The 14,230-nt window shown below is 47.5% G+C and carries 12 protein-coding genes, 1 tRNA gene and 1 pseudogene; 9 read left to right on the forward strand and 5 right to left on the reverse strand.

The annotated features are described in order from the left end of the window. Window positions 1-69 precede the first annotated feature (69 nt). From QUA23_RS20115 to QUA23_RS20130, 4 genes are all read left to right on the forward strand, one after another. Window positions 70-939, forward strand: a complete 870-nt coding sequence (locus QUA23_RS20115; protein ID WP_445243511.1) for an aldose epimerase family protein — start codon at window positions 70-72, stop codon at window positions 937-939. Between the two features lie 67 nt (window positions 940-1,006). Continuing rightward, window positions 1,007-1,078: transfer RNA gene (locus QUA23_RS20120), tRNA-Lys, on the forward strand. A 193-nt stretch (window positions 1,079-1,271) separates the two neighbouring features. Next, a complete protein-coding gene (fba, locus tag QUA23_RS20125) occupies window positions 1,272-2,351 on the forward strand; it encodes a class II fructose-bisphosphate aldolase (protein ID WP_006633469.1) in 1,080 nt (359 codons plus the stop codon). A gap of 206 nt (window positions 2,352-2,557) precedes the next feature. Next, complete coding sequence (locus tag QUA23_RS20130; protein WP_333077948.1) at window positions 2,558-3,196, forward strand: type I restriction endonuclease; 639 nt, start codon at window positions 2,558-2,560, stop codon at window positions 3,194-3,196. On the opposite strand, the pseudogene QUA23_RS20135 reads toward QUA23_RS20130, so the two are convergent. Beyond that, window positions 3,170-4,564 (reverse strand): annotated as a pseudogene (locus QUA23_RS20135) (NB-ARC domain-containing protein). The gene QUA23_RS20130 and the pseudogene QUA23_RS20135 overlap by 27 nt on opposite strands. Window positions 4,565-4,769: 205 nt before the next feature. Here QUA23_RS20135 and QUA23_RS20140 point away from each other — a divergent pair. Next, window positions 4,770-5,360 carry an RNA polymerase subunit sigma-24 gene (locus tag QUA23_RS20140; RefSeq protein ID WP_333077949.1) on the forward strand — a complete coding sequence of 197 codons (591 nt, stop codon included), beginning with the start codon at window positions 4,770-4,772 and terminating at the stop codon, window positions 5,358-5,360. A 57-nt stretch (window positions 5,361-5,417) separates the two neighbouring features. After that, on the forward strand, window positions 5,418-5,762 hold the full coding sequence (locus QUA23_RS20145; RefSeq protein ID WP_333077950.1) for a hypothetical protein: 345 nt from the start codon (window positions 5,418-5,420) through the stop codon (window positions 5,760-5,762). On the opposite strand, the gene QUA23_RS20150 is transcribed toward QUA23_RS20145, so the two are convergent. Together QUA23_RS20150 and QUA23_RS20155 are read right to left on the reverse strand one after the other, a co-directional pair. After that, the gene (locus QUA23_RS20150; protein ID WP_333077951.1) at window positions 5,754-6,029 is read right to left on the reverse strand and encodes a hypothetical protein; all 276 of its coding nucleotides are present in this window, start codon (window positions 6,027-6,029) and stop codon (window positions 5,754-5,756) included. The genes QUA23_RS20145 and QUA23_RS20150 overlap by 9 nt on opposite strands. A gap of 237 nt (window positions 6,030-6,266) precedes the next feature. Beyond that, entirely contained in the window at window positions 6,267-6,968 is a 702-nt protein-coding gene (locus tag QUA23_RS20155) for an alpha/beta fold hydrolase (RefSeq protein WP_333077952.1), read from the reverse strand. Between the two features lie 152 nt (window positions 6,969-7,120). Between QUA23_RS20155 and QUA23_RS20160 the strand changes: the two genes are divergently transcribed. After that, window positions 7,121-7,600: an NUDIX domain-containing protein gene (locus tag QUA23_RS20160; RefSeq protein WP_333077953.1), complete on the forward strand. Its 480-nt coding sequence runs from the start codon at window positions 7,121-7,123 to the stop codon at window positions 7,598-7,600. Between the two features lie 565 nt (window positions 7,601-8,165). Then, complete coding sequence (locus tag QUA23_RS20165) at window positions 8,166-9,902, forward strand: hypothetical protein (protein WP_333077954.1); 1,737 nt, start codon at window positions 8,166-8,168, stop codon at window positions 9,900-9,902. A 240-nt stretch (window positions 9,903-10,142) separates the two neighbouring features. On the opposite strand, the gene QUA23_RS20170 is transcribed toward QUA23_RS20165, so the two are convergent. Both QUA23_RS20170 and QUA23_RS20175 read right to left on the reverse strand, forming a co-directional pair. After that, window positions 10,143-10,880 (reverse strand): methyltransferase domain-containing protein, encoded by a 738-nt coding sequence (locus QUA23_RS20170; protein WP_333077955.1) that lies wholly within the window; start codon window positions 10,878-10,880, stop codon window positions 10,143-10,145. Between the two features lie 7 nt (window positions 10,881-10,887). After that, on the reverse strand, window positions 10,888-11,085 hold the full coding sequence (locus QUA23_RS20175; protein WP_333030091.1) for a hypothetical protein: 198 nt from the start codon (window positions 11,083-11,085) through the stop codon (window positions 10,888-10,890). A 577-nt stretch (window positions 11,086-11,662) separates the two neighbouring features. Here QUA23_RS20175 and QUA23_RS20180 point away from each other — a divergent pair. Next, window positions 11,663-14,206, forward strand: coding sequence for a mannose-1-phosphate guanyltransferase (locus QUA23_RS20180; protein WP_333077956.1), 2,544 nt, complete (start codon window positions 11,663-11,665; stop codon window positions 14,204-14,206). Window positions 14,207-14,230: the final 24 nt, after the last annotated feature.

The raw sequence follows: 14,230 nt of genomic DNA on the forward strand, positions 1-14,230 counted from the left end.
CTAGCGACCAATTATTAACGACTGATTTACTGACAACCAATGATCAATGACCTACTACCGATGACAAATGTGTTTGCGATCGCGCTCAAGCAAAAGCAGTACAAAACCTATATCCTCTCCGACGAAGCCGCTAACTCTACTCTAGAAGTTGTGCCGGAACGGGGCGGTATTGCCACTAGCTGGCTGGTTGAAGGCAAAGAAATCTTCTATTTGGACGCGGAACGGTTCGCCAATCCCGATCTAACTGTACGTGGCGGGATTCCCATCCTGTTTCCCATCTGCAGCAATCTCCCCGATAATACTTACACGCACAAGGGAGTGGAGCGTCAGCTCAAACAGCACGGCTTTGCTCGAGACTTGCCTTGGACAATAGGCGAACAAGTTACGGAGGGTTGCGCTGCTATTACGCTGATTCTCGACAGCAGCGACAAGACGCTGGCTGTTTATCCCTTTGATTTCCAACTAGCCTTCACTTATCAGATTAAAGGCAATTCTTTGGAAATTTTTCAGCGATATACCAATCTGTCTGCTGAACCCATGCCGTTTTCTAGTGGTTTGCACCCCTACTTTTTGGCGACGGACAAATCTAAGCTGCGCTTTGATATTCCAGGGATGCAGTACAGAGATCAGAACACCCATGAAAAGGGTTACTTCACTGGAGTTTTTGACCCGACGTTGGATGAAATTGATGTTTCCTTTGACGAACTCACTGGTCTTGCTGCTACTGTCACTGACGCGGCGAGTGGCTTGCGGCTCACCCTCAGTTACAACTCCAGCTATGGGAAGTTGGTTTTCTGGATGGTAAAGGGCAAGGATTTTTACTGTTTGGAACCTTGGACTGCTCCTCGAAATGCCCTCAACACTGGCGAACACTTGATTTATTTGCAGCCGGGAGCGACTTGCGAGATGCTGGTTCGCATGACTGCAAATTTTATTTAAAAAACACTTGCTATTTCAAATGAGGGGTGCTACTATTAGAAATTGTGTGCGGTAACAATGTTTTCGCGGGTCGCTAGCTCAGCGGTAGAGCATTCGGCTTTTAACCGATTGGTCTCGGGTTCAAATCCCGGGCGACCCATAAAAAATTTGTGAGTTAAAAATTTTGAGTTTTGAGTGGAATGCTCGGAACTCAAAATTTTGTTTTTTGAACTTTTAAGTAAATCTGGAAAGATAGTGCGCGATCGGTGGCAAATTGTCTTAATATTATCGTAAGAATTGAGCTTGTCCAAAATTCACTGCCCAAAAATCACAAATAATTAGGAGGAATATCTATGGCGCTTGTACCTATGCGATTGCTGCTCGACCACGCGGCTGAAAATGGTTACGGCCTACCGGCTTACAACGTCAACAACATGGAGCAAATCCAAGCGATCATGCGCGCTGCTGACGAAACCAACAGCCCTGTGATTCTGCAAGCTTCTCGCGGCGCTCGCTCCTACGCTGGCGAAAATTTCCTGCGCCACTTGATTTTGGCAGCAGTTGAAACCTATCCTCACATTCCCATTTCCATGCACCAAGACCACGGCAATGCCCCCGGCACTTGCTATTCTGCCATGCGCCAAGGTTTCACCAGCGTGATGATGGACGGTTCTCTGGAAGCAGATGCTAAGACTCCCGCCAGCTACGAGTACAACGTTCAAGTTACTCGCGATGTGGTGAATGTTGCTCATTCGATCGGCGTTAGCGTTGAAGGCGAACTCGGTTGTTTGGGTTCTCTGGAAACAGGGATGGGCGAAGCAGAAGACGGCCACGGCTTTGAAGGTGCGCTTTCTCACGATCAGTTGCTGACAGATCCTGAACAAGCTGTGGATTTCGTCGAGCAAACCGGCGTTGATGCTCTAGCAGTCGCGATCGGCACTTCTCACGGCGCTTACAAGTTCACTCGCAAGCCGACTGGCGAAATTTTGGCAATCAGCCGCATTGAAGAAATTCACCGCCGCTTGCCGAATACTCACTTAGTGATGCACGGTTCTTCTTCTGTACCCCAAGAATTGCTGGAAATTATCAACAGCAACGGCGGCAAAATCCGCGAAACCTACGGCGTACCTGTGGAAGAAATTCAAAAAGGCATCAAGTGTGGCGTTCGTAAGATCAATATCGATACTGACAACCGTTTGGCGATTACCGCTGCGGTGCGCGAAGCTTTGTTTGCCAAGCCCGATGAGTTTGATCCCCGCCACTTCTTGAAGCCGTCGATCAAGTATATGCAGAAGGTTTGTAGCGATCGTTATAACTCTTTCGGTTGCGCTGGTCACGGTACAAAGATTAAGCAAGTGTCTTTGGACGATTTTGCAGCTAAGTATGCTAAGGGCGAATTGAGCTCTTCTGCTAAGAAGACTGTGGCTGTTTAAGAATTTTAGGTTTTAGATTTTAGATTTGTCTGAAGTCTAAAGTTAGGATTGCCGGGTAACTGTGGAGTTGCCCGGTTTTTGTTTCTGGACACAAACCAATAGAAGTGATATTGAAAACTGCGAGCGCTATAGCAGTTTCCCTATTTTTGATTACAATGAAGCTAATTTTCCTTGGAAATTCAACCGTTTGAATCAAAGGTGAACGAATGGCAAAGGTTATTGCAGTTACAGAAGCTATTAAAAGCCTTGCTGAGGCTGAATCAAGGTTGAATTTGAGCCGAACTGAGGATGAGGATTTTTTTACAGAGTGGCAAGCCCAATTGCCAAGTCCCAGCGATTCTGAACAGACTGCTTTGGATACGCTACGACGTAGATTGCTGTATCATAGAGCCGATGGAGAGTTGTTAGAAGGGGCAGTGACATTGCTGGTGGCATCACCTTTGTTAGAATTGGCGGGATTCTACGATCCACCGTTTAGGATGAAGGCTGAAGCTGCGATCGAAATTGCGATCGATGATGGGGAAGAAACCCTGCGGGAACGAATTGATATCTTGATTTTGCAGAATCAGCTTTGGGTAATGGTTTTGGAGTGTAAGAAGACTACGATTTCGACGCGATCGGCATTACCCCAAGCATTAGCATACATGATGGCAAGTCCTGATTTGGATAAACCGAGATTTGGTATGTTGACGAATGGCGATGATGTGTTGTTTGTGAAACTCAAGGCTCAACCTACAGCCGAATACGGCTTATCGCGGGCATTTTCGATTTATACTGTGCGAAGTGAATTGCGATCGGCTTTTCAAGTCTTGAAGCATTTAGGGCAAGGCATCACTGCCATCTAAGTTACGGTGAAGGTATTGCCTCAGTACAGGTGAAATCGTGTAAAAATTTGCTTGTTGTTCTATCAAGCAGCGCCGCGATAGAAATTGCAAGGCATTTAGCAAATCTGAAGCCGGAATTATCTCATTTTCTAGCAACTTTGCCTGGTTGATTGGCTGGCTTTCTTTCGCTAACAAGGAGATTACTTGTTTTTCTAGTTCGGATAGGCGATCGAACTGCTGCTGTAAAACATCTTTCAAATCTTCCGGCAACAATATGGTATCATTTGGTAATAACTCTGTCACGCCTCCTCCCAAGTCTTGAATCAGAGTTGCCACGCTTTTTAACCATAGGGGGTTGCCTTGGTAGCGATGAATGAGTGTTTCACTGTTGTCGCTTTCTTCTAACCCATAATCTCTCAGAATTTCCCCTGCGGCTGCGCTCTCTAAACCTTTGAGTTGTAAGGTACGAATGGCAGTATTTTGGTTTTTAAATTGAGTCACTTCTCTCGGCTGTTCCCAACCGATTAACATCAAGCAGCTTTGATGGGATAATTTTTATATTTGTTTGAATAAAGAGCGATATTCTTCGCATTCAGGTTTATATTTTCCTGCCAATTCGCCGCTACAGAAAAGGTTGTGAACGTCATCTAAGACTATTAAAAAGCGATAGTTCTGTAAATACTTAATCAGTGGCAAGCGTTTCTGGTTGGTTGGGGATGAATCTTGTTTTTCTGAATTTGAAAAAAGCTGTATTAGGTTAGATTAAAATTTATCTATGGTGGGGAATTCGTCTAGTGTGTACCAAACTGCGTACTCAAACTCGTCTTTGATTTGTTGTACGAGTTGGACTGCTAGGGTGGTTTTGCCGATACCGCTGATGCCGGTGAGGGTGATGAGGCGGCTGTGTTGTTGTAGAATCCATGTGGTGAGGGTTTGGAGTTCGAGGGGGCGATCGAAGAAATCGCCCAAATCTGGCATTTCGCTTAAATCTTGATGTGAGATTTGAGATTGTTTTCTGTTAGATGTTTCTTGATTTAGTGGGTGTGAGTTTGGGATATTTGGTGGGTGTCTTCCTTCTGCACAGATGTTGAAAATACTGCTCACGTTGTTTGCAAAGTTTAAAGCATTAGAGAGAGTTTCGCAACCTCTCCATTGTTGAGCGAAAATTCAATTTACTGACATTTTCTCCTAACTCCTCTGAAAGTATCTGCCATAATTCCGAGCCGATTTCCCTGATGCGACTTTCAGAACAGTTAAAATCTTTAGCTATTTCTTTGTATGTCTCGCGTTGTAGAGTTCCCCGCAGTACCGCTTCCTGTAAATCGTCAAGGTGCTGACCTGTTTTATCCAAAACTGATCGGCGACATTTAACATTTCTTTAAGATTCATCTGGCAGGGAGATGCGAGAGTTTTGTGTATTGTAGCTCACAACTGCCAACATTTTCGTACATTTTCGTACATTGTTGTACAAAGTTAGATTAAAGTTAAAGTAAAAGCGAGGGAGACTTGGCGGCAAAATAGAACTTTTCTGGGCTAGACAAACTTTGAATTTATTAAGAATAATGGCACAAGTATTAAAAGGATAAATTGATTTATGAATTGGGAAGATTTTGCCAGTAAAGCAGGTGAAGAAGTTGTAGAAAATGTTGTAGAAAAAACTATGGGAATTAATGGAAATACAGTCAAAATAGTCAAAGCGGTTGCAGAAACTGGTGCTGCGGTAGGTGTGGCTGCCAGTGCTGCTACAGGGTTGACTGTTGCAGCAACTTCAGGAGCAGGAATTACTTCTGGTTTAGCTGCGGCAGGTGGTGTGGTTGGTGGTGGCATGGCGGCGGATCCTGCGGTATTAGCAGCGGGGCCAGCTTATCTTGGGGCAAAAATAATGAATGAAACTTTGTTCAAAGAGCAATCGAACTTGTCTGACGAAGAGAATGATGCTCGTGCAGCGGCAAGAACAGCTACAAATATTGGGGCTGCTGCTGGTCTAGTTGGTGCTGGTGCTGTAACGGTAGCTGGCGGTGCTTCTGGTGCTGCAATTATGGGCACTCTTGCGGGTATCGGTGGCGTTGTCGGGGGAGGTGCAATTGCGGGTACTGCCATAGTTGCTGCTGCACCTGTTGCTGCGGCGGCTGCTGTTGGATACGGAATATATAAACTTTTTGGAGGTAAAGGGAAAGATAGTTAGTTGAGTTTGACTTTGAAGGTTTAATTAATCTGAAGTTTAGCGGAGCACTTAATTAAGATGGATGAGATAGTCAATAAGTTAGCTGGTCTAGGAGTTGCTGGTTTAGTCTTAGTTGGGCTTGTTGCAACCTCTTCTTATGCAGGAGCTGTAGCAATTACAACATCGTTAGCTTTTTTAGGTGGTCCTTTTGGCATGATTGGCGGCGCAGTTGCTCTCACCCTGATTGCAGGCGTTTCAAGCATGATTGCAAAGGTTGGGGTTGAGACTCTAGCAAAGGCTGTAGTTCAGAAGCTTAAGGAGAGTGGCAGATCGCAGAGTTCTATCATTCAAGAAATCAATAATTTTCCAATGATTACTCAAGGTCTACGTTCCCAACTACTTGAATATGTCCGCCTAGTATAAAAGGAATAAGTGTGATTGCTGCTCTCCATTACTGCGATCACCTTTTTTTGTAGGTTGGGTTGACGCTGGTGTCACCCAGCCTCTTTGTCTACTTACTATCTTATCCATTTCCACCATTTCAAAGTGCGATGATTGTACAGAGTGCGATCGCACATAATCATCATCACTAATTTGCGATCGACCTCCCGCATCAATTCTCCACAAAGCATCCGGCTGAAATTCGTTATCTGCATCCAAGCGCACAGTAGCATTCTCGCCCAATTCCACCCTAGCTAACCTCTAAGTTAATTGTGTGGTTAGCCGTGACTTCTGAATCTTACCGATAATGCGACATAAAATATTTTTTCAATCTATTCAGTTAGCCATAAAAATTCAAGTAAACATAGCATCGCATGGGCGACTTTTGCCGCACTAAACTCGCTCCTAATATCAAATTTTAACTAAACCCGCCCCTTAAACCTTCTGCTTCTTCCTTCGCGTCCTTCGCGTCTTCGCGGTTCGTTTCTAACGCAAATATTCAATCCAAGCCGGCAAAACCTCCGGCGAACCGTACCACTTCCCCGGAGAACGAGGCGAATGCCAAACTCCCTCCAACACCAAATTTTCTGCCCCGTCCAAAACAGCAGCTTCCACCGGCGTAATTCCATCTCCCCAAGTTTCACCTTTCCCCACAGTCAACTCGTAACTTTTATACGCCAGCCAAGTTCCAAAACCTCGCTTGCCAAAAACAGCCTTCCCAGCAGCGCACACGTAGCGCACCTGCGGGTGAAAAGCCCCCGGATAGTGAATTTTGACAAAATCTAGATTTTTGCGCGTCCAGCGCTCTTGAGAGACGTGCGGCGTGCCTAAAGTGATTAAAGTATTCACATAAGGGTGAGCTTCCCACAAACCCGCGTCCTCGATCACGTCGCCGTGAATCGTGTAAGGCTTTTCGCCCAAATAGATGCGAGAAATCCAGCCGCCGGCCGAATGACCGACGAGATTGATCTGGGGAACGCCGTATTGCTGTAACATTTGTTTGACCGTGCGATCGAGCTGTCGCAAAATTGGCACCATCGACCGCCCGCCAAAAGTCGGCAACCAATCTCCCTTCCGCAGAGGCACTGTTACTGTTGGGAAACCTCGATCGACCAGAGACTTTTCTAATTCGCGATAGTCGGAAGCAGCAGCAAAATATCCTGGTAAAATCACGGTTGGTAATGGCATTGTCAATTTTAGATTTTAGATTTTAGATTTTAGATTTTGCGGCCGGAGTGCTACGATCTGTTTTTCAAGTTCAAAGACGCTTGCCGAAGCATCCTTTGGATTGCTAACATCTGCCGCTCGTTAAACCTTTTGCTTAGGGAATATCTACTTCTATGGCTCGCGAGCCGATTCAAACATGGTATTTTACCCTAGTTGTCGTTCACTTAGAAGACCGTTTTCTACTGGTACAAGAGCGCAAGTACGAGCAGCAGTGGTATCTCCCTGCAGGGCGAGTGGAAAAAGGGGAAACTTTGCTGGAAGCTGCTATGCGTAATACCCGCGAGGAAGCGGGTATTTCCATCATCGTTGAGGGAATTCTCAGGGTAGAACACACAGTGATGCCTAGGGGCAATGTACGCCTCCGAGTCATTTTTGTGGCTCGTCCACAAGATAAGACGCCACCCAAAAGCAAGCCGGATGAGCATACTTTGTGCGCGGGCTGGTATTCTCTCAAGGAATTAGACCAGTTGTCGTTGCGGGGAGAGGAAGTTCGAGAAATGTTTCAATATATGGCAAGCGGCGCTCCAATTTATCCCATCGACTTGCTCACCATCGAGGGAGCTCCTTTTAAAAATTACCGCTATCGCTGGTGAATCTGTCGATTTTAGATTTTAGACTTCGGCGTGAGTGCGATCTCGCCCTTACGATTTTAGATTTACTTGCAGCGCAGTGAATCAGGGAGCAGGAACTTTAATTTACAATTTTTAGAATCGACCCTGACGCTAGTCTCGCGGGCTTGTACTCATTTTGGGGCGGGGCCACCGAGGGGCTGCGGGCTGGGCTGACAGCCACTCGATCAGTTTTTTGATGGCGTAACCGAATTGGAAACGCCGATCCATCGAACTTCTCGATCGTGTTTAATAAATTTGGTTCAGTTTCGGACCCATGAATTTTCATCAAGGTCGATCGGGCAACTTCGAGGGCGATCGTGCTAAAATTATACCTTTGAATTCCCAACCTCTCCTCATTAAAACGAATTCACACTCAATCACAACCACAACAATATAAATTACCAATCTCCCAATCACTCAATCCCCCAATCTCCCAATCCCCCAATCTAAAATCTAACAATCTCCCAATCTCCCAATCTAAAATCTAACAATCTCCCAATCCCCCAATCCCCCAATCTAAAATCTAAATCTAAAATCTAAAATTTAAATGACTGACTCTTCCTCCCTAGCCAACACCCTTTCCGAACCGCTGCGCCAGCCTTATTGGTGGGCAGCCCTAGCTTCTGTCAGCCTTCACGGAGTGCTCGGAGTAAGTGCCCCGACGCTCTCAAACATAATTTATGGTGGAAATTCTTCAAAAAATATTCCCGGTTCTGTAGGCTTGGTAGAACTAACTCCCGCAGAAGCCGGTCGCCTGCCACAAAGCATACCACCGCGCGCGTCAAATAAGCCGTTTACGCCATTTTCGATCGCACCAGTTCCCCTTCGACCCGCGCCAAAGTTAGCCCCGCCCTTGCCCCCCCCACCTGACACCATCAACTTGCCCGCCATGCCGCCGGGAATGCCCCCTCCTGGATTCTTTTCCCCTCTGCCTTATCCCTCTCTCCCGCCGTTAACGGCCCCGACAGCCCCGCCACCTCCCAAAACTCCATCCCCAACAGTCAGAACCCCCTCCCAGCCAACAACACCCACTATCATCCCACCCGTACCTCCCAGCGGTTTTCTTTTCCCGCCCTTACCTGGTAATTTCGATCGCAATATCCCGCCGCCACCATCGCTGCCATCCGCGCCCCAGCTTCCTGCCGACCCTTCAGAAGACGAAGCAGAGACGCTCAAAAGGATTATAGCCAGTAGAGGCGGACTCCCACTATTTCCAGACGGAGCTCCAGTCTTTACCCCGGAATTCCCAATTGGCAGGAATGTGGGACCCGATGGAGTACCAAAATTGACTCAAAAAGATCCCAATAAAAGGAATCTCATCGCAGAAACTCCCGAAGAAAGAATCAGGAGACAACAATTTGAAGAGGGACAGCGACAGCTAGGACAGTCTGGCCAACCAGCTTCAAACTTACCCACCGACAGAGAGACACTGCTTGCGGCTGCAAATACCTATGTTGCTTTGTTTGAGAAATTCAAAAAGGCTTATCCTGACTTGGAAATGACGAGTCCGACTCCTGTGATTGTCCCTTATCCCGTAACAGCTTGCTCGCAAAAACTCCAAGGAAGAGCTGTTTTTGGAGCAGTTGTCAGCCCTCAAGGCTTGCTCAGGGCAGAGCCTCAGCCGATCATGCCCACGGGTTACGGTATTCTCGATAATGCGGCTAAAATTGCGATTATTAGCCCTTCTCTAACATTTTCTGCAGCCAGCACGCACAAGCTTTACCAACTGGCTGTCGATTTTAAGTACGACGAAAAAGTTTGCAGTGGCATTCCTCTCACCCCAACCAGGCCCAACCCACCAGGCCAGCAGCAGCCAGCGCCCGCCCCGATAGCGCCCAGCAGACCAACAGGCCAGTCGCCCTCCCCAGCGCCTACAGAAGTGAAGCCGCAGTTTGAGAAGCCGCCGGCCCCATCCACCAAACCGCAGCCCGGGGCCCAACCGTCGCCGTCGGCACCCAAGCCTGCAGCTCAACCGTCGCCCTCGCCTGAACCAAAACCAGCCGCGGAACAGTCACCTTCTCCTCAACCCCAACCCCCCGAAGAGTCCCCGCAGCCGCAAGTGTCGCCATCTCCGGCCGCCGAAGAGTCCCCGCAGCCGCAAGTGTCGCCATCTCCGGCCCCAGAAGTGTCGCCCTCACCTGAAGCAGCGCCATCTCCTGCCGCTGAAGTGTCGCCGTTACCTGAAGCAGCGCCATCTCCTGCCTCTGAAGTGTCGCCATCTCCGACCCCGGAAGTGTCGCCGTCGCCCGAAGCTGCGCCATCTCCTGCAGCTACCGAAAATTAATTGGGCATCAGTAAGAGGCAATCGGGAATGGGTAATATCCAATCTGCTTGCTTCACTATTGTGAGTTAGTAGTTAGTAGGGTGAATCAGCTTGAATATTTGTTGCTTCTCAAACTAAGTTCTACTTGCTGACGCACCCTACTTTATCCACTAAGAATTAAGTTGTTTTTCGTCGGCCATACCAGACTTTGGACGATTGAATTTATGACGAGCAAGCTAATTACCTATTCCCCTTAACCACTCAATTGTATTGAACTTTATACATTTGAAATAAGTCGCCGCTTTGCTTTTTTATTACCTTAGCGCCCGCAGCTTTAATCATTTTTTCCCAATCTTCTATTGTCTCTAAAAATACTTCGCCGGCTCGGTAAGTTTCCAAAATTGCCCAATCTTCTGCTAAAGGAGCATCGGGGTTGAGGACATCAAAAACAAAATGACCGCCCGGTTTTAGTACCCGCTTTACTTCTCCCATGACAATACTCCAATAGTCTATGGGATAGTAACAGCTAAAGCCTGTAGCAAGGCATAAATCGAACTGAGCCTCCTCGTAATTTAACTGGTGAGCGGGAGCCCATTCTACCCCTTTGAACAGCTTAGAATTGAGCTGAGGGCCGCGAGCGTTTAAGGCGTCTCGCGCGGCGCTGCTGATTTCTTGACCGTAAAAATATGCCTCCCAATCCCGCCAAGGGTAGATCAGAAAGCTGACTCCGCAGCCAATGTCTAAACAACGCTGATTTTTTTGAGGTTTGGCAATTTTCCAGAAGGGAGAAACTGTTTTTGCTTGGAGAGTTCCTGCAACTGATTCTAGGAAAATCGGCATTGCTTCGACTTCTTCGGGTAAAGCGAAAGCTTCTCCCCGGTATTCGCGATCGAATCGAGAAGCGACTTGCGACAGTAAAACTTGCCAGCTATCTGATTTTCCTTTAGCAAACCAAGTCTGCTCCTGACCCGCTACTGGGCGCTCGGACTTTTTAGACATTCTTGAATTACCTTTTAGAAGCTTTGAGAGCTTTTGTAAAGTTTTGGCGGTAAGGCTTATTAAAAATTAACGCTGGCCAGAGCAGCGACAGCTTCAGGCGATTTGCAAAACTTCTGTCGAAGTTAGTGCGATCGAAACCATTCCAAAATTTCCAAATACCGCCGCCGTAAGCGATCAGCAATGCCAAGCTAATTAATGTACTCATTTAAAAAACCCCTAAGCAATGGATAGGATTTTGGGTCAGCTAGTCAAAGCCTTACCCTTAATCTATCATTTATCAGATGCCAAAGCGCACCGATAGCCGTAACAATTCCACCTTCAGAAAGAGACTTAAAAATCCCCGTTGGCCACAAACTTAAAAATAACACCCCCGAAATAGCTTTCACCGAGTAAGCAAGAAGGGACTTCTGTCAAAAGTCGAGGATTCTGAGGACTTATACCATTTTAGATGGAAGAATTGAAGAATTAAAGCATTGGTAATGACTGATGACAGAAGGGTTTCGAGTACGGGCATACAGTTGCATTCTGTTTTTTAACTGGTATCACCCAACATCCCCTACAAATCCGAGTTCGACCGGGGGATTGGTGTGATGCCGGAAGTTCTAATTCGGTTGAAATCGGTTGCTGCTGGGGGACAGCGTGGCAAAACGGGATTGCCCAGATGTGTAACTACTCGAAAATATTTTACTAAGAACTGATTCCTGGTGGCCAACGAATTACAGCAGGCAAACTTTTTCTAGCGGACAATAGCGGTAGAGAGCTTTCTAAGCAAGGAGGATTTTATGCGTGCAGTGCTGATGGCTGGGGGGTCGGGAACGAGGCTCAGACCCCTGACGTGCGATTTGCCCAAACCGATGGTGCCGATTCTCAATCGCCCGATCGCAGAACACATTATTAATTTGCTAAAAAGGCATCAGATCACGGAAATTATTGCAACGCTGCACTACCTTCCCGATGTCATGCGCGAATATTTTACTGACGGGGCAGAGTTTGGCGTTCAAATGACTTACGCTGTGGAGGAAGACCAACCGCTGGGTACGGCTGGTTGCGTGAAAAATATTGCTGAACTGCTCGATCGCACTTTTCTGGTCATAAGCGGCGACAGCATTACAGACTTCGACTTAACGGCAGCGATCGAATTTCACCGCAGCAAGCAATCCAAAGCCACGTTAATTTTAACTCGCGTTCCCAACCCGATGGAATTCGGGGTCGTGATTACGGAGGAAAATTACCGCATCAGTCGCTTTCTGGAAAAGCCTTCTAGCAGCGAAATTTTCTCCGATACTGTCAATACCGGCACCTACATTTTAGAACCAGAGGTCTTGGATTACCTGCCGGTAAATCAGGAGTGCGACTTCTCAAAAGACTTGTTTCCCCTGCTACTGGAAAAAAACGAGCCGATGTACGGCTACATCGCCGAGGGTTACTGGTGCGATGTCGGCCAGCTAGATGTTTACCGGGAATCTCAGTACGACGCGCTGCGGGGAAAGGTCAAACTGGATTTGAGCTACTACAACGAAGTTCGATCGGGACTTTGGGTAGGTCAGAATACTTTTATTGACGATAGCGCGATCATCGAAGTACCGGTCATGATCGGCAACAATTGTCGGATTGGAGCCCGAGTTAAAATCGATGCCGGTACGGTGCTCGGAGATAACGTGACTGTCGGGGCGGACGCTAATCTCAAACGTCCCATCGTGTGGAACGGAGCAATTGTCGGCGAAGACGCTCATCTTAGGGCCTGCGTGATTTGCCGGAGCACCCGCGTAGACAGGCGCGCTCACGTCCTCGAAGGTGCTGTCGTCGGTTCAATGTCCATCGTGGGAGAAGAAGCACAAGTGGGGCCAAGCGTGCGCGTATGGCCGAGCAAAAATATTGAATCCGGCGCTCTGTTAAATCAAAATTTAATTTGGGGAGAACAAGCTAAGCGGAATTTGTTCGGTCAGCGTGGGGTTCAAGGACTGGCAAATGTGGATGTTACCCCGGAATTTGCGGTGAAATTGGGCGCGGCTTATGGCTCGACTTTGAAACCGGGGACTGCGGTATCGGTTTCTCGTGACCAGCGGAGCATTTCGCGGATGGTTTCGAGGTCTTTGATTGCTGGTTTGATGTCGGTGGGAATTAATGTGATCAATTTGGAATCGACGGCAATTCCGATCGCGCGCACGGTTTCGTCTACGCTGTCGATTGCTGGCGGCATTCACGTTCGCATTTCGCCCGATCGCTCCGACCACATTTTAATTGAATTCTTCGATATCAAAGGCATCAATATTACTAAAGGAGCTGAGAAAAAAATCGAGGGGGCTTATTTTAAGGAAGATTTGCGGCGAGCTCTAATTCCCGAAATTGGAGAGATGACGTACTTTAACCAAGCTCTCGAAGTTTACAACCGCATTTTTGAGCGGCAGATGAATGTTGAGGCAATACGCTACAGCAATTCTAAGGTGGTAATCGATTACGTTTACGCGGTTTCTGGAGCAATTTTGCCCCAAATGCTTGCTAAGTTCGGCTGCGATGCGGTGGTGCTCAATGCTAGTCTCAAGCAGACTTCTCTAAGCAACGGGGAACGGGAATATTTACTCGACCAACTCGGCCGGGTGGTGAAAGCACTCAGCGCTAATTTCGGAGTGCAGGTATCGGCTAACGGCGAACAGCTCATTTTGGTAGATGAGTCTGGGATAGCGATTCGTGGGGAAATGCTGACGGCGTTGATGGTAAATTTGATGCTGACTTCTCATCCCAAAGGTACAGTAGTAGTGCCGGTGCATGCGTCTTCTGCGGTGGAGGCGATCGCCCGACGCTATCAAAGCAAGGTAATCCGCACGAAGGCGAACCCAACTGCTTTGATGGAAGCCGCTAACAGGAACCCGAATGTGGTTTTGGGTGGCAGCGGCCTTATGGGTTTTATTTTCCCGCAGTTGCATCCCGGATTTGACGGAATGTTCTGCATTGCTAAAGTGATAGAAATGATGACGATTCAGGAGCGATCGCTCGGACAGATCAAGGCGGAACTTCCCCGCATCACCCACCGCAGTTACAGCGTCCGCTGTCCTTGGACTATCAAGGGTTCGCTAATGCGACATTTAGTAGAAACTCATTCGCCCGATCGTTTAGAATTATTAGATGGAGTGAAGATTTTTAACTACAGCGACGACAATTGGGTATTAGTTTTACCCGATGCTAGTGAACCGACGGTTCATATCTTCGCCAACAGTGAGGATCGAGATTGGGTATCTGAAACGTTGAAGGAGTACCGCGCCCTCGTTCACGATTTTGTCAGTCAAGCCGAGGCTGCAGTTCTCCAAGATAAATTTGGTAACGTGTAATCCGTAATCGGTGACAACTAATAG

It is taken from the genome of Microcoleus sp. Pol1C5, assembly GCF_036701115.1.
Classification (GTDB): Bacteria; Cyanobacteriota; Cyanobacteriia; order Cyanobacteriales; family Microcoleaceae; genus Microcoleus.

What these genes read in the sequence shown, in the direction of transcription:
- fba (WP_006633469.1), top strand. Translation starts at nt 1,272, where the DNA reads ATGGCGCTTGTACCTATGCGATTGCTGCTCGACCACGCGGCTGAAAAT.
- QUA23_RS20130 (WP_333077948.1), top strand. Translation starts at nt 2,558, where the DNA reads ATGGCAAAGGTTATTGCAGTTACAGAAGCTATTAAAAGCCTTGCTGAG.
- QUA23_RS20140 (WP_333077949.1), top strand. Translation starts at nt 4,770, where the DNA reads ATGAATTGGGAAGATTTTGCCAGTAAAGCAGGTGAAGAAGTTGTAGAA.
- QUA23_RS20145 (WP_333077950.1), top strand. Translation starts at nt 5,418, where the DNA reads ATGGATGAGATAGTCAATAAGTTAGCTGGTCTAGGAGTTGCTGGTTTA.
- QUA23_RS20155 (WP_333077952.1), bottom strand. Translation starts at nt 6,968, where the DNA reads ATGCCATTACCAACCGTGATTTTACCAGGATATTTTGCTGCTGCTTCC.
- QUA23_RS20160 (WP_333077953.1), top strand. Translation starts at nt 7,121, where the DNA reads ATGGCTCGCGAGCCGATTCAAACATGGTATTTTACCCTAGTTGTCGTT.
- QUA23_RS20165 (WP_333077954.1), top strand. Translation starts at nt 8,166, where the DNA reads ATGACTGACTCTTCCTCCCTAGCCAACACCCTTTCCGAACCGCTGCGC.
- QUA23_RS20170 (WP_333077955.1), bottom strand. Translation starts at nt 10,880, where the DNA reads ATGTCTAAAAAGTCCGAGCGCCCAGTAGCGGGTCAGGAGCAGACTTGG.
- QUA23_RS20175 (WP_333030091.1), bottom strand. Translation starts at nt 11,085, where the DNA reads ATGAGTACATTAATTAGCTTGGCATTGCTGATCGCTTACGGCGGCGGT.
- QUA23_RS20180 (WP_333077956.1), top strand. Translation starts at nt 11,663, where the DNA reads ATGCGTGCAGTGCTGATGGCTGGGGGGTCGGGAACGAGGCTCAGACCC.